This window comes from Streptomyces sp. NPDC101151 (assembly GCF_044768335.1).
GTDB lineage: Bacteria > Actinomycetota > Actinomycetes > Streptomycetales > Streptomycetaceae > Streptomyces.
Genome location: NZ_JBIWPP010000003.1, coordinates 60,840 through 74,443, shown reverse-complemented (window position 1 = coordinate 74,443; position 13,604 = coordinate 60,840). Strand labels below are relative to the sequence as shown.

Genomic DNA, 13,604 nt, shown 5'->3' with positions numbered 1-13,604 from the left:
GGCCGGGCATTCCCCCGACCGAAGTCATCAGTAGACACTGTCTACCACCGCCTGGTAGACAGTGTCTATGAGTGAATCCGAGACGGGTCTGCGGACCCGTCTGATCGACGTCGGTGTGGAACTGGTGGCCTCCGAGGGCGTCCAGGCGCTGACGCTGCGGGAGATCGCCCGGCGCGCGGGGGTCTCGCACGGGGCGCCGCGCCGCTACTTCCCCACCCATCTGGAACTGCTCTCCGCCATCGCCCGACGGGGGTTCGCCGATCTCGGCGACCGGGTCCGGCCGGTGCTCGCCGGCGGTGGCGATCCACGCACACAGGTGGCGGCACTGGCCCGCGCCTACCTGGAGTTCGCCCTGGACAACCCCGGCATGTACGAGCTGATGTTCCGTCATGATCTGCTGGAGAGCGGCCACCTGGGGCTGCGTGAGACAAGTCTGCCGCTCTTCGGACTGCTCGCGGACCTCGTCGGGCGGGTCCGTCCCGAGGCGGACGCCCGGCACGCGGCCGGCGCCCTGTGGGGGAACCTGCACGGCATCGCCCAGCTGTGGCGCTGGGGCAGTCTCCGGTTCGCCACCGGTGACGAGGACTTCGGGCCGCTGCTGGATGCGGCCCTGCTCGCCCATCTGGGCCCGGAGGGCGGGCGGTGAACCGCCGGCTGACGCTGGTGAGCAGCGTGGTGGGCGCCGTCCTCGTCGCCCTGGACGGCACGGTCCTCACGGTCGCCCAGCCCTCCCTGCAACGGGCGCTGCACGCGTCGTTCGCACAGGTGCAATGGACCAGTACCGCCTATCTCGTGGCCGTGGCGAGCCTGCTGGTGTTCGCCGGGCGGCTCGGCGACCGGTACGGGCAGCGGCGGATGTTCGCGCTCGGCATGCTGGGGTTCGGCGCCGCGTCGGCGGGCGTCGCACTGGCGCCCTCGATCGGCTGGGTGATCGGGCTGCGCCTGGCGCAGGGCGTTTTCGGGGCCCTGCTGCAGCCGGCCACGCTGGGGATGCTGCGGGCCGCCTTCCCGCCGGACCGGCTGGCGATGCCGCTGGCGGTGCGCACCAGTGCGATCGGTCTGGCGGCGGCAGCGGGGCCGCTGGTCGGCGGGGCGCTGGTGAGCGGGCCGGGCTGGCGGGCGGTGTTCCTCCTCGGCGTGCTGCCGGCCGTGGGCATCGGACTGGTGGCACTGGTACCGGCCGGACCGGACCGTCCGCCCGCTTCCCGTACCCCGCTGGACCTGCCGGGGGCGCTGCTCCTCGCCGTGACGCTGGCCTGTCTCGTGCAGACCCTGGTCGCGCTGCCCACCTCCGGTACGGTCCTCGCCGCCGGGCTCGGCGGTGCCGGGCTCGCCTGTGCCGCCTTCGTACGGCACGAACGGAGGGTCGCCCGGCCGCTGCTGCCCCCCGAGGTGATCGGCTCGCCGGCCGTCGGGGCGGCACTCGGCCTGCTGGTCGCCGTGTCGGCCTCGCTGTTCGGCACCCTGTTCGTCGAGACGTACGTGCTGCAGCGCCGGCTCGGTCTCGACCCGTTCCACAGCGCCCTGCGCAGCCTGCCGTTGGCGGTGCTGATGGTGCTGTCCGCTCCGCTGTGCCCGGTGCTGCTGCGCCGGGTGGGCGCGCGGCGGACGGCGGCAGCGGCCACCGCGGTGCTCGCGCTCGGCGTCGCCGTCCTGTCCGGGGCCACCGGCGCACTCGCCCAGGGCTGTGCCTTCGCGCTGCTGGGTGCCGGGTTCGGCACGGTGATGGTGACGGGCACCCATGTCGTCGTACGGCACGCGGAGGTGGCGGTGGCCGGCGTGGCGGGCGGACTCCAGCAGACCGCGCTCAACGTCGGGCCGGTGCTCGGCGTGGCCGCGGGCACGGCGCTGATGGGCGCGGGGCCACGGACGGCGCTGCTCGCACTCGCCGCCGTCGCCGCCGTCGCCGTGCCGGCGGCCCGCGCGCTGCCCGGTACGGGCGTCACTTCGATCACAGACACCCCTGATGAGCGGGCCCGTGCCGGGGTTCCTGCGGGACGATGAGGTGTGCGTCGCGGCGGGTGGCTCGCCAGGGCGCACGCGTTCGACGCGACCCGAGGAGAGCGATGGCACAGCTGCGACAGGAAGTCGACCCGGGCGAGGCCGGGCTGGACGCAGGGGCCCTGCACCGCCTCGACCGGCACTTCGCCCGTTACGTCGACGAAGGACGCCTGCCCGGCTGTCTGGTGTCCGTGGCCCGTGGCGGCCGGGTCGCCCACCTCACCACGCACGGCCACCGGGACCTCGCGGCCGGACTGCCGGTCGAGACGGACACCCTGTGGCGGATCTACTCCATGACCAAGCCCGTCACCGCGGTCGCGGTGCTGCAACTGGTGGAGGAAGGCCGGCTGTCCCTGGACGACCCGGTCGACCGGCACCTGCCGGAATTCGCCAACCCCCGCGTGTACGAGAGTGGTTCGGGCACCGAGGTGCGCACCCGTCCGGCCGGCGGACCGATCCTGATCCGGCATCTGCTCACCCACACCTCCGGCCTGACCTTCGGCTTCTACTACAAACACCCCGTGGACGCCCTGTACCGCGCGGCCGGTCTCGAGTCTTCGGTGCCGCCGGGCGCCGACCTCGCGCGGACGATGGAGGTGTACGCGCGCCTGCCGCTGCAGTTCGAGCCGGGTACGCAGTGGAACTACTCGGTCGCCTCCAACGTGCTGGGCCGGGTGATCGAGGTGGTCTCCGGGCAGCCGTTGGACGAGTACTTCGCCGAGCGGATCTTCCGCCCGCTCGGTATGACCGACGCCGGCTTCCACATCACCCCCGAACAGGCCGAGCGGCTGTCCGAGTTGTACGGCGAGACGGAGGACGGCGGCATCGCGCCGATCCCGGGGCTGCCGGTGCGGGGCCGGCCGCGGTTCCTGTCCGGCAGCGGCGGCATGGTCGCCACGGCGCGGGACTTCCACCGGTTCATGGAGATGCTGCGCCGCGGCGGCGAGCTGGACGGCACCCGGCTGCTGTCGTCGCACACGCTCGGCCTGATGACCCGGAACCAGCTGCCCGGCGGCGCCGGCCTGCGCTCCTTCGGGGCCCCCGCACACCAGGATCGAGGCAACGAGGGCCTCGGCTTCGGCTTCAACGTCTCCGTCGTCGTCGACCCGGCCCGCACCCTGGCCCCGCAGGGCCTCGGCACCTACGGCTGGACCGGCGTGGCCACCACCGCTTTCTGGGTCGATCCGAGCCACGATCTGACCGTGCAGTTCATGACCCAGGTACGGCCGAAGACACTGAAGGTCTTCCCGGAGCTGCGGCGTCTGGTGCACGAGGCGCTGGTGGACTGAGGGCTCGGCTACGGTCCCGTCCCATGGGAATCACCAGCGCCTGGAGCATCAGCGCCCATGACGACACCTTCATCGGGGAACTGGCACCGCGCTTCCTGCCGCTGATCGAGGCGGAGCGCGGCGAGCCGCTCGCCCGGCAGCGGTGGGAACGCTGGACGACCGGGGGCACCTGGCCCTCCGGGCCCTCCCAGGAGTTCCTGGACTTGATCAGTGGGGGCGACCACGTCCAGAAGATGTACGACGGGCTGTCCGCCGACGACCCGTTCTGCATGCTGGACGACGTGTGGGGCCAGGAGGACATCGGAGACCGTCTGTTCCTCTCGGTGCAGAGCAAGGACTGGGCGGTCCTGTCCTTCCTCCACGCCGTCGGACCGGCGCGGGCCGTCCTGCTGCCCGGCTGGTGCGGCAACTTCCTGCTCACCTCCGCCGAGGTGCGCGAGACCCTGCCGAGGGTCGGACAAGCGCTGACGTTCGACCCCGGCGAACGGGCCGCCGCAGAGCGGCGGGACTGGCTCGGTCATGGCGCCGAGGAGGAGTCCGTCCTGGACGGCCCGTTGCGCATGTGGCGCCTTGCCGCGGACTCCGGACTCGGTCTCTGCGGCGTCTCCCTGGTGATCTACTGACCCAGCCGCAGCGTGAAGCGCAGTCCCTCCGCGGCGAGTTCGGCGAGCCACGAGTCCGAGCGCCGTGCCGTCTCCGCCGCCCGGTTCAGTCCGGCCGGCAAGCCGCCGTCGAGGATGTGGCGGACGCCGAGGGCGAGGGGCCGGGAGACGCAGCGGGCCATCGCCGACTCCTCGGTGTCGCCCACGAGGTCGAGGAGGTAGCTGCCCGTCCAGGTGCGGTCCGGGCCGGTCTCGACCTCCAGGGACACGGACAGCACCACGCGGTCGCGGTCCTCGTCCGTCGTCGGGTGGGCGGCCGCCAGCTCCCTGGCCAGGGCGGTGATGCGCTCGTCGTCGCCTGCCCCCAGTTGCTCGAAGACCGGCTCCCACGCCTTCCGCCAGCCGTCCAGGCGCAGGGTGCCCCGGACGAAGGTGCGCGGGGTCCAGGCGGCCGGGAGCCCGTACTGCGCGATGAAGGGGATGCTGTCCCGGTTGGGGTAGGCCTCGAAGGTCTCCCCGTCGAGGATGTGCGGGCGGGTCGCCTGCCAGGGCCTGACGGAGGTGGTCTCGTCACCGTCCTCCAGGTAACGGGCGGGCGAGCGCAGGGCGTTGAGGACGCCGAGGGGTGCCCAGCTGAACCGGTAGCGGAAGTCGTTCGGGACCGCCGGGACACCGCCGCAGTAGGAGGTGAGCCGGTAGGTGGCCGGGGTGTCGGCGCCGATCTCCGTGCGCGCCCTGCCGATGAGGCTGTGCGCGAAGAGGTGGTCGATGCCCGGGTCCAGGCCTGCCTCGGTGAGCACGACCAGCCCGGCCGCCTCGGCGGCGGGCACCTGCTCAAGCACCTCGGGCGAGACATAGCTGGAGCAGGCGAAGTGGGCACGCGCGCCCGCACAGGCGGACAGGAGCCCGGCGTGTTCGGGCGCGGGCAGCATCGACACGACGACGTCCCCGGGGGCCAGTTCGGCAGCGAGCGCGGGCAGGGTGAACGCGCGGGGCTCGGCGCGTCCGGTCAGGCCCAGGCCGGCGAGGGCGGCGGCCGCGCGTTCCTCGGTGCGGTGCCACAGCCGTACCCGCTCGGCTCTCTCGCACAGCGCGGCCAGTCCGCTGCCGGTGGACAGTCCGGCACCGATCCAGTGGACGGTGCCGGACGCCGGGACACGGTCAGTCATCACGGAACTCCCCTTCTGCGATGCCGAGTTCACGGCAGGCCTGGTGGAACCGGTCGAGGCAGCGCCCCCACGGGCCGGGAGCACCGACGTGGAACAACCGGGGCACCAGCGCCGCGGAGAAGTCGGTGCTGGACTCCCGGGGCAGCAGCGAGGGCAGGTTGTCGATGGCGATGAGGTCAAGCGGCGGCTCCTCGCGCAGGCGGCGCACGGGATCCGTCCAGTCGGTGGTGCGGTCGTAGACGGGCAGGACGTTCAGCGGGGAGCCGACGTCGCAGGTGACGTCGCACAGGGTGCGCAGGCGGCGGGCCGGGTCGTCGAGGTCCGCCTCCCGCAGGAAGGGCGGGACGGGGGTGGAGGCGAGGACCGCGTTGACCATCAGGTCGTGCCCGAGCAGCGCGCGGCGGTCGAGGTCGCGGGTCTCGGCGAGGTCCCAGTGGGTCGCGGCCACCCCGGCGGTGTCGAGGGCGGCCGAGGCGCCCCGGCCGCTGCGGCCCAGCGCGCCGACGACGAGAGCCGTGAATTCCCCGGCGGCGGGTTCGAGGGCGGCGTCCAGGTCCTCCTTGGTGGTGGGCCGCAGCGGCGCCGTCAGCCGGCCCCGGTGCTGGAGCACGGCGAGCGCGGCACCCAGATAGCCCGCCCAGAAGCCGAAGGCGGCCAGCCTGCGACCGTTCTCGTCCACCAGGTACTCCAGGTCCAGCAGCGCCCCTCCCCCGGCCGCGAACCGGCGCAGCAGCTCCGCCGCACCCGGCTGCTGCTTGTAGGCGTGCCCGAAGAAGATGTGGCGATGGGTCAATAGCGCCGGCTCGTCCGGTAGTTCCTTGAGTCCTAGGATCACGGCGTCCGGTGGTGCCGACACCCAGGAGCCGGCGGGAGCGGGCCGGCAGCCGGCCGCCTCGTACTCCTCGACGGGGAAGATCCGCTGCGGGGACTCCTCGACGGTCAGACGCACCCCGCCGTCGGTCAGGCGGCGGGCGTCGGCGGGAACGACCGGCGTACGCCGCTCGGTGGTACGGGCCTCGTGGCGCAGCCACAGATGGAGTTCGGTCATACCAGGTTGGCCTCCGGGCGCGGGGCGTCGGCCGCGAACCGGCCGGCCCTCAGGGGGCGGACGTCCAGGAAGGGTACGCGGCCCAGGTACAGGTCGCGGACGATCTCGCCCACGGCGGGTCCCTGCAGGAAGCCGTGGCCGGAGAAACCGGTCGCGTACAGGAAGCGGGAGGGTGAAGCCGCCTCGCCGATCAGGGCGTTGTGGTCGGGGGTGTTCTCGTACAGCCCGGCCCAGCCGCCGGTGCGGCGCAGGTCGAGCAGGGCGGGGGCACGCTCCCGCATCGCGTCGCACAAACGGGGGATCCACCGGTCGTGGGTGTCGGTGGCGAAGCCCGGCTTCTCGTCCGGGTCGGACATGCCGAGCAGCAGGCCGGGGCCCTCGGCGTGGAAGTAGAGGCTGGTGGTGAAGTCGATGGTCATGGGGAGCGCGGGCGGCAGGCCCGGCACCGGTACGGTGACGGCGATCTGGCGGCGCAGGGGCAGTACCGGCAGATCCACGCCCACCATGGCACCGACCGTCCTGGACCAGGCTCCGGCCGCGCAGATCACCGTGTCGGTGGTGATACGGCCGAGGGTGGTGCTCACGGCGGTGATGGTGTCGCCGTGCAGTTCGATACCGGTCACCTCGGTGTGGCGCAGGATGCGGGCGCCGTGCGCGCGGGCGGCCGCCGCATAGCCCTGGACGACAGCCTCGGGCGTGCAGTGGCCGTCGTCCGGGGAGTGGGCGGCGGCCAGCAGACCGTCGGTGGTGATCAGCGGGGACAGCCGGCGGGCCTCCTGCGGGGTGAGCATGCGGCTGGGCACGCCGAGGGAGTTCTGCAGCCGGACGCCCGCCTCGAAGGAGGCGACCTGCTCCGGTGTGGACAGCAGGAACAGATAGCCGACCCGGTGCAGCCCGATGTCCTGGCCGACCTCCTCCTCGAACCGGCCGAAGGCCTCCAGGCTGCGCGCGCCGAGCCGGATGTTCAGCTCGTCGGAGAACTGCGCCCGCACCCCGCCCGCGGCTCTGGAGGTGGATCCGGCGGCGAGTTCGTCCCGTTCGACCAGGACGACGTCACGCACGCCGGCACGCGCCAGGTGGTAGGCGATGCTCGTCCCCATCACCCCGCCGCCGACGATGACCACCCGGGCCTGAAGGCTCACGCGGCTGCCTCCTTCGCGGCGCGGATCACGGCCCAGGCCGCCGCGGCGTCCTGGATACCGAGTCCGACGCTGTTGTAGTAGACGATGTCCTGCGGCGCGGTGCGGGCGGCGCGCCGCCCGGTGAGCACCTCGCCCAGCGGGACGAGGCCGCCGGGGGCGAGCAGCCCGTCGCGCAGGGCGTCCACGACCGGCCCGGCGTGCCCGGCCGCCGTCTCGGCGTCGTCCACGACGACGGCTGCGGCCCGCCGTACGACCTCGGTGTCGACCTCGCGGCGGGTGGGCTCGAAGGAGCCGACGCTGACCACCGTGCAGCCGGGCGCCAGCCAGGTGCCACGTACCACGGGGGTCGTGCTGAGCGTGCAGGCGGCGACCACCGCAGCGCCGGTCACGGCCTCCTCGGCGCTGTCCACCGCCCTGACGGGGACGCCGAGTTCGGCGGCGACGGCGTCCGCGGCGGCGGTGCGGCGGCTCAGGGTGGGGCTCCACAGCCGTACCGCCGTCACCTGGCGCACCCGGGCGATCATGCGGGCGTGGGCGAGGGCCTGGGTGCCGGAGCCGAGCAGGGCCAGTTCCGCGCGGCCGGGCACGGCGAGGACGTCCACGGCCACGGCGCTGCCCGCGGCCGTGCGCAGCGTGGTCACGGCCGTCCCGTCCAGGACGGCGGCGAGCCGGCCGGTGCCGGGGTCCAGCGCGGTGACGACCGCGTGCACGGTGGGCAGCCCGGCCGCCGCGTTGCCCGGGTTGACGCTGCCGAACTTCGCCACCGCCCCGGTGTCCTCGGACAGCCGGGAGACGTACGCGAAAACCACGCTGTCGTCGAAGCGGCTGGCCTCCATGATCTTCCCGGGCAGGTCGGCCTCGCCCGTGCCGAGTGCGGTGAAGGCCGCCCGCTGCGAGGCGATCGCCGCGTCCGCGCCGAGCAGCCGCGTCACTTCGGCGCCGGAGAGGAAGAGGACGTCGTCGGTCATCCCCTGATCCTGTCCGGACGGCAGCCCGCCGAATCAGGAGCCGTGCGCGACCGCGTCCAGATGGGGCAGGATGTGGTCCATCCGCTCCCGCTTGGTCCGCAGATACGTGATGTTGCTCTCGCACGGCTCGATCAGCAGCGGCACCTGCTCGGCGACCTGGATGCCGTGCCGCACCAGCGCCTCCCGCTTGCGCGGGTTGTTGGACATCAGCCGGACCGAGCGCACACCGAGGTCGTGCAGGATCTCGGCGGCGACACCGTAGTCGCGGGCGTCGACCGGCAGGCCGAGCGCCAGGTTCGCCTCGACCGTGTCCAGACCCTCCGCCTGCAGGGCCATCGCGCGCAGCTTCGCCAGCAGGCCGATGCCACGGCCTTCGTGGCCCCTCAAGTAGACGACGATGCCGCTGCCTTCGGCGACCACCGCGCGCAGCGCCGAGGCCAGCTGGTCGCCGCACTCGCAGTGCTGGGAGCCGAACGCGTCCCCGGTCAGGCACTCGGAATGCAGCCGGGTCAGTACGTTCTCGGCGCCGATCTCGCCGTAGACGAGGGCGACTTGCTCGTCACCTCGGTCATGGTCCAGGTAGCCGATCGCCTGGAATTTCCCGTACACGGTGGGCAGCGGGGCATTCACCACGCGCTCCGCGCCCGAACGCCGCGGGGACTTCTTGCCGAGGACGCCGATGTTTTCTGTCATGATCTGATTCCTAAGCAGAGACGAAGGGCCGGGAAAAGATGAGTGGTTCGGGCGCGCGCGGGACGGCATACGGGCTGGTGCCGGCGGACACCACGGAAGACGTACGGCTGCGGGGGGCGGGCGTGTCAGCACAGGTCGCGGTCCTTCCCGTGGGCAGCTTCGAGCAGCACGGCCCCTTCCTTCCGCTGGCGACCGACACGCTGATCGCCTGTGCCGTGGCGCGGGAGATCTCCGAGGCATACCCGGTGCACCTCCTTCCTCCGGTGACGGTCTCCTGCTCGCACGAGCACGCGGCCTGGCCGGGGACCGTCAGCATCTCCTCCGTGACCCTCCATGCGGTGGTCCGGGACATCGCGGCGTCGCTGCGCCGCTCCGGTGTCGACGCGCTCGTCGTGGTCAACGGGCACGGCGGCAACTACGTGCTGGGCAACGTCGTCCAGGAGGCGTCCGCGCGCGGGGAGAAGGCGGCGCTGTTCCCGGCCGCCGAGGACTGGGAGGAGGCACGGCAGCGGGCGGGGGTGCGCACTTCGCTGCTGACCGACATGCACGCGGGGGAAATCGAGACCTCCATTCTGCTGCACGCTCATCCCGAATTCATCCGCCCTGGATACGAGTCCGCCGATTTCACCGCGGACGACCGTCGTCATCTGCTCACCGTGGGAATGTCCGCCTATACCGAATCGGGCGTCATCGGCCGTCCTTCCCTGGGGTCGGCGGAAAAGGGGAAGGAACTGCTGGCGAGCCTGGCGGAATCCTTCGGCGCGATTTTCGCGCTGCTGACCTCCGCCGACGGCGACGGGAACGAGGACGGGGACGGGGACGTCCTGGGGTAGCCGCGCAGCCCGGTGTACCAGCGGACGACGAGGACGACGGCACCGGGCAGGCTCGCCACGAAGCTCAGCACGCCGTACACGACGGCCACCGCCACTCCGCTGCTCGCGCCGAGCCCCGCGGCGCCGAACGCCCAGGCGGTGACGCCCTCGCGGGGGCCGAAGCCGCCGACGTTCAGCGGCACGCCCATGGCCACCAGGGCGAGGACAGCGAGCGGGAGCAGCACCGCCACGGAGGCGGCGGATCCGGCGACCCGGGCCGCCACGACGAACATGGCGAGGTGGCCGGCCAGGACGACGGCCGAGGACAGCGCGACACCGGGCCCGGCCTGACGGGACAACAGCCCCTGACGCGCCTCGCCGAGGACCCTGCGCAGGGCGCCGCCCCGGCCGGAGGCCGCGCGGTTCATACGGACGGCGAGGACGACGGCGAGCGCGCCCGCCCCGGCGAGGGCCGTCACCGGGGCGAAGGTGCGGACGTCGTCCCGGACGGGCGACGGAAGGGTCAGCAGTGCCACCGCGCCGAACACGGTGAGCGCGATCTGTCCGGCAACCCGCTCCAGGACCACGGCCTTCACCCCGCGCCGCAGGTCACCGGCGCTCTGCCCGTGCCGGACCGCCCGGTGCACATCGCCCAGAACCCCGCCGGGCAGAGCCGCGTTCAGGAACAGCGCCCGGTAGTAGTCGGCCACCGCGGCGCCCAGCGGCAGCCGGATGCGCAGTCCCCGGGCCACCAACTGCCAGCGCCACGCGCTGAACACGGTGGTGACCACGCCGACGCCCAGGGCCGCCAGCAGCGTCACCGTGTCGATCCGCCGCAGCCCGTCGAGGAGCACCCCCGTGCCCAGCCGCCACAGGAGGGCGGCGAGGATGACCGTGCCGGCGACCGTCCCGAAATGGGTGCGAACGGCGCGGGCGTCGAGGCGGGAGCGAACGGAGCCGCGGATGCCGCCTCCCGTGGGCCCGGGCGTGTGCGCAGGCGCCGCCTCGCCGACGGGCGGGTCCAGCAGTGCGGTTGCGGCATCGGGGGCAGGCACGAGTGCCGATCCCGTGCCGCGCGCACGCGCATCCGTACCGCCCAGGGGTGGCATCACGCGCGCATCCCGTCCCGCCCGTGCCGTACGAAGCGTCGCCTGCCCGCTCATGACGCCGCGCTCGCCGGCCGGGGCAGCGCCAGCAGGTCGCTGTGCTGGATCACGGCCCGCAACTCACCGGCCGCGCAGGCGGCCAGGCGTTCGCGGAGATAGCGCTCGGCGGGCTCGCGCAGCTCGGGCCGCTGCTCGACGGCCGCGCCCACCCAGCCCCGCAGCCACTGGGCGGTCAGCGCGGACTCCGCGGGGCCGAGCCGCCACGGGCTCGGAACCACGTGCACGGTCGCCCCGCGCTCGGCGAACGCCTCGCAGGCCTCCGTGACCGCGTCCGGCCCGAGCAGTCCGCCACGGCGCTGGTGGGCGTTGAACGCCTCGGTGATCTCGGCGTCCAGCGGGTCGGACGGGCCGAGTTCGACACGTCCGGCGACGGACAGCGTGAGCAGGGCCGGGCAGCCCGCTCCGGCGCAGGCGGCGGCGAGGGTCCCGATCTCCTCGCGGGTGAGGACGTCCAGCAGTGCCGAGGCCGTCACCAGGGAGGCCCCGGTCAGCGCGTCCGGGGTGAGCCGGGCGACGTCGCCGCGGCGGGTCTCGACGGAGACCCGGCCGCCGTCGGCGGCGGAGCGCGGGGAGGCCACGGCGGCGAAGTGCAGCAGGTACGGGTCACGGTCGTGCAGCACCCAGTGCTGGGCGCCGTCCAGGCGGGGCGCGAGCCAGCGGCCCATCGAGCCGGTGCCGCAGCCCAGGTCGTGCACGACCAGTCCGCCCGTCCGGCCCGGCAGATCGGCCAGCCGGATCCGCAGCGGTTCGAGCAACTCCTGTGCGCGGGCGGCCGCGTCGGCCCCTTCCCGCAACTGCAGCCACTCGGGCGCGTACCGCGGTGAGTCCTCTTCCGCGCCGTCCCGCAGCCGCACGGTGGCCCGCTCACCGGGCCTGGCAAGGGGGCCGGCTCCGGCGATGACCTCTGCCGGGTCGGCGTCCAGGGGATCGACGCCGCTCACCGGCTCCTCGCTGCCACGTGCGAACTCCGCCTCACTGGGCCCGGGCTGGGCCGGGATCCCGTCGGTCACGGTCCTGGTGTCGCTCATGCCGCCCTCCTCGGTGTCTCAGGGAGCCGGCCGAGGACTCCGGCCAGGCTGCGGGCGGTGGCCGCCCAGCCGTCGAGGGCCGCGCGCCGGCTGCGGGCGGCGGCCTTCAGACGGCGGCGTACGTCGGGTTCGCCGAACCAGCCGCGCAGTTCGGCGGCGAGTGCGGCGGGGTCCTCCGGCGGGACGAGGATGCCGGGGACGCCGCCGTCGGGGGCGCGGCCGACGGCCTCGGGGACACCGCCGACGTCGGTCGCCAGCACCGGAACACCGCGGGCGAGCGCCTCGGTGATCGCCATGCCGTACGTCTCCGCGTACGAGGTGAGGACCATCAGGTCGGCCGCCGCGTAGGCGGCGTCGAGTCCGGCGCCGGCCTGCGGTCCCGCGAGCCGCAGCCGGTCCTGGAGACCGTGCTCGCGGATCAGAGCGCGCAGGTGGGCGACGTACTCCGGGTCGTTGGTCAGCCCGCCGACGCACTCACAGGTCCACGGCAGTTCGGTCACCGTGGCCAGCGCCTCCACCAGCCGGTGCTGGCCCTTGCGCGGGGTGACGGCGGCGACGCACAGCAGCCGGGAGACGCCGTCGGTGCCGGGCGCGAGGGGTGCGATGTCGGCGCCGGGGGCGGCGACATGCACGCGGTCGGGGGCGAGGCCGTGGTGGGAGACGAGGCGGCGGACCGCCCAGTCGCTGGTGGCGATCACCGCGGGCACGGCCCGCAGCACCGTCCGCTCCCGGGCGTCGAGGTCGGCGGCCACGGCCGCGGCCAGGCCGGTCTCGTCGCCGAGCGGCAGATGCACCAGCACCGCGAGCCTGAGGCGTTCGGCCTCGGGGACGACGACCTCCGGGACGCCGCAGGCGACCAGACCGTCCAGCAGGACAACGGTGTCGTCCGGCAGTTCCCGCAGGGTGCGGGCGAGCACGTCACGGTCGGACCGGGCGGGACGCGGCCAGCTGCCGGGCACGGCGTGCCGCACGGCCTGCCAGCCGAACCCCGGCAGGTCCAGGCAGACCCGGCGGTCGTAGGCGTTGCCGCCGCTCGGCGCGGCCGGGTCGTCGACGCCGCCCGGCATGACGAAGTGCACGGTGCGCAGGGACATGGGGATGATCCCGACGTTCTCGGCGGCGAGGGACGGCGCGGGCACGTAGGCCAGCCGTTTCTTCTCGGTGTGCTCCAGGGCCACATCGGTCACAGGGCACGCTCGTAACTCGCCCAGGCGATGTGCGACTCGTGCAGGGTGACGGTGAGGTTCTTGAGGCCCTTGGCACCCTCGCCGAGCGCGCCTTTGTGGACGCGTCCGGCGAGCCGGTCGGCGATGACCTTGGCGAGGAACTCCGTCGACGTGTTGATCCCGGCGAACTCGGGCTCGTCGTCGAGGTTGCGGTAGTTCAGCTCGCCGACGACGGCGCCCAGTTCCTGGGTTGCCAGGCCGATGTCGACGACGATGTTGTCCTCGTCCAGCTGTTCGCGACGGAAGGTGGCGTCCACGAGGAATGTGGCGCCGTGCAGTCGCTGCGCGGGCCCGAACACTTCGCCGCGGAAGCTGTGGGCGATCATGATGTGATCGCGGACGGTGATGCTGAACAACGGACGACCCTCCAGGTGCGGCGCGTCTGGTGCCCCCGGCGGTTCCCTGCCGGGGGTTGCCGTGTAGTACGGCTCTTCGCTTCCCCGTGTTCAGCCTCCTCTCA

13 protein-coding genes and 1 pseudogene are annotated in these 13,604 nt (G+C 73.5%); 5 read left to right on the top strand and 9 right to left on the bottom strand.

The features are described 5' to 3' along the window. Positions 1 to 67: 67 nt before the first annotated feature. From ACIRU3_RS06195 to ACIRU3_RS06180, 4 genes are all read left to right on the top strand, one after another. Positions 68 to 646, top strand: a complete 579-nt coding sequence (locus tag ACIRU3_RS06195; RefSeq protein ID WP_404052076.1) for a TetR/AcrR family transcriptional regulator — start codon at positions 68 to 70, stop codon at positions 644 to 646. Beyond that, positions 643 to 2,004, top strand: coding sequence for an MFS transporter (locus tag ACIRU3_RS06190; protein ID WP_404052074.1), 1,362 nt, complete (start codon positions 643 to 645; stop codon positions 2,002 to 2,004). The genes ACIRU3_RS06195 and ACIRU3_RS06190 overlap by 4 nt, the downstream gene beginning before the upstream one ends. 62 nt (positions 2,005 to 2,066) lie before the next feature. Continuing rightward, positions 2,067 to 3,290, top strand: a complete 1,224-nt coding sequence (locus ACIRU3_RS06185; RefSeq protein ID WP_404052071.1) for a serine hydrolase domain-containing protein — start codon at positions 2,067 to 2,069, stop codon at positions 3,288 to 3,290. A 23-nt stretch (positions 3,291 to 3,313) separates the two neighbouring features. Next, the gene (locus ACIRU3_RS06180) at positions 3,314 to 3,913 is read left to right on the top strand and encodes a hypothetical protein (protein WP_404052068.1); all 600 of its coding nucleotides are present in this window, start codon (positions 3,314 to 3,316) and stop codon (positions 3,911 to 3,913) included. Here the strand turns inward: ACIRU3_RS06180 and ACIRU3_RS06175 are convergent. The 5 genes from ACIRU3_RS06175 to ribA are packed head-to-tail and all read right to left on the bottom strand — an operon-like array spanning position 3,907 to position 8,912. Then, a complete protein-coding gene (locus tag ACIRU3_RS06175) occupies positions 3,907 to 5,061 on the bottom strand; it encodes a saccharopine dehydrogenase family protein (RefSeq protein ID WP_404052066.1) in 1,155 nt (384 codons plus the stop codon). The genes ACIRU3_RS06180 and ACIRU3_RS06175 overlap by 7 nt on opposite strands. Continuing rightward, the gene (locus tag ACIRU3_RS06170; RefSeq protein ID WP_404052063.1) at positions 5,054 to 6,109 is read right to left on the bottom strand and encodes a saccharopine dehydrogenase; all 1,056 of its coding nucleotides are present in this window, start codon (positions 6,107 to 6,109) and stop codon (positions 5,054 to 5,056) included. Before ACIRU3_RS06170 ends, ACIRU3_RS06175 begins: the two co-directional genes overlap by 8 nt. Beyond that, positions 6,106 to 7,251: an NAD(P)/FAD-dependent oxidoreductase gene (locus ACIRU3_RS06165; protein ID WP_404052061.1), complete on the bottom strand. Its 1,146-nt coding sequence runs from the start codon at positions 7,249 to 7,251 to the stop codon at positions 6,106 to 6,108. The genes ACIRU3_RS06170 and ACIRU3_RS06165 overlap by 4 nt, the downstream gene beginning before the upstream one ends. Further along, the gene (locus tag ACIRU3_RS06160) at positions 7,248 to 8,219 is read right to left on the bottom strand and encodes an ornithine cyclodeaminase family protein (RefSeq protein ID WP_404052058.1); all 972 of its coding nucleotides are present in this window, start codon (positions 8,217 to 8,219) and stop codon (positions 7,248 to 7,250) included. Before ACIRU3_RS06160 ends, ACIRU3_RS06165 begins: the two co-directional genes overlap by 4 nt. A 33-nt stretch (positions 8,220 to 8,252) precedes the next feature. Continuing rightward, positions 8,253 to 8,912: a GTP cyclohydrolase II gene (ribA, locus tag ACIRU3_RS06155; protein ID WP_404052056.1), complete on the bottom strand. Its 660-nt coding sequence runs from the start codon at positions 8,910 to 8,912 to the stop codon at positions 8,253 to 8,255. Positions 8,913 to 8,950: 38 nt separating this feature from the next. On the opposite strand from ribA, the pseudogene ACIRU3_RS06150 reads away from it, so the two are divergent. After that, a pseudogene (locus ACIRU3_RS06150) lies at positions 8,951 to 9,613 on the top strand (creatininase family protein); the annotation flags it as partial. Here the strand turns inward: ACIRU3_RS06150 and ACIRU3_RS06145 are convergent. The 4 genes from ACIRU3_RS06145 to ACIRU3_RS06130 form a co-directional block, all read right to left on the bottom strand. Next, the gene (locus ACIRU3_RS06145; protein WP_404052054.1) at positions 9,583 to 10,779 is read right to left on the bottom strand and encodes a lysylphosphatidylglycerol synthase transmembrane domain-containing protein; all 1,197 of its coding nucleotides are present in this window, start codon (positions 10,777 to 10,779) and stop codon (positions 9,583 to 9,585) included. The pseudogene ACIRU3_RS06150 and the gene ACIRU3_RS06145 sit on opposite strands and share 31 nt — an antisense overlap. 104 nt (positions 10,780 to 10,883) lie before the next feature. Beyond that, positions 10,884 to 11,918, bottom strand: a complete 1,035-nt coding sequence (locus ACIRU3_RS06140) for a trans-aconitate methyltransferase (RefSeq protein WP_404052051.1) — start codon at positions 11,916 to 11,918, stop codon at positions 10,884 to 10,886. Next, a complete protein-coding gene (locus ACIRU3_RS06135) occupies positions 11,915 to 13,105 on the bottom strand; it encodes a glycosyltransferase family 4 protein (RefSeq protein WP_404052049.1) in 1,191 nt (396 codons plus the stop codon). Before ACIRU3_RS06135 ends, ACIRU3_RS06140 begins: the two co-directional genes overlap by 4 nt. Beyond that, the gene (locus tag ACIRU3_RS06130) at positions 13,102 to 13,500 is read right to left on the bottom strand and encodes a 6-pyruvoyl trahydropterin synthase family protein (protein ID WP_404052047.1); all 399 of its coding nucleotides are present in this window, start codon (positions 13,498 to 13,500) and stop codon (positions 13,102 to 13,104) included. Before ACIRU3_RS06130 ends, ACIRU3_RS06135 begins: the two co-directional genes overlap by 4 nt. Positions 13,501 to 13,604: the final 104 nt, after the last annotated feature.

What these genes read in the sequence shown, in the direction of transcription:
- ACIRU3_RS06195 (WP_404052076.1), top strand. Translation starts at nt 68, where the DNA reads ATGAGTGAATCCGAGACGGGTCTGCGGACCCGTCTGATCGACGTCGGT.
- ACIRU3_RS06185 (WP_404052071.1), top strand. Translation starts at nt 2,067, where the DNA reads ATGGCACAGCTGCGACAGGAAGTCGACCCGGGCGAGGCCGGGCTGGAC.
- ACIRU3_RS06180 (WP_404052068.1), top strand. Translation starts at nt 3,314, where the DNA reads ATGGGAATCACCAGCGCCTGGAGCATCAGCGCCCATGACGACACCTTC.
- ACIRU3_RS06175 (WP_404052066.1), bottom strand. Translation starts at nt 5,061, where the DNA reads ATGACTGACCGTGTCCCGGCGTCCGGCACCGTCCACTGGATCGGTGCC.
- ACIRU3_RS06170 (WP_404052063.1), bottom strand. Translation starts at nt 6,109, where the DNA reads ATGACCGAACTCCATCTGTGGCTGCGCCACGAGGCCCGTACCACCGAG.
- ACIRU3_RS06160 (WP_404052058.1), bottom strand. Translation starts at nt 8,219, where the DNA reads ATGACCGACGACGTCCTCTTCCTCTCCGGCGCCGAAGTGACGCGGCTG.
- ribA (WP_404052056.1), bottom strand. Translation starts at nt 8,912, where the DNA reads ATGACAGAAAACATCGGCGTCCTCGGCAAGAAGTCCCCGCGGCGTTCG.
- ACIRU3_RS06140 (WP_404052051.1), bottom strand. Translation starts at nt 11,918, where the DNA reads ATGAGCGACACCAGGACCGTGACCGACGGGATCCCGGCCCAGCCCGGG.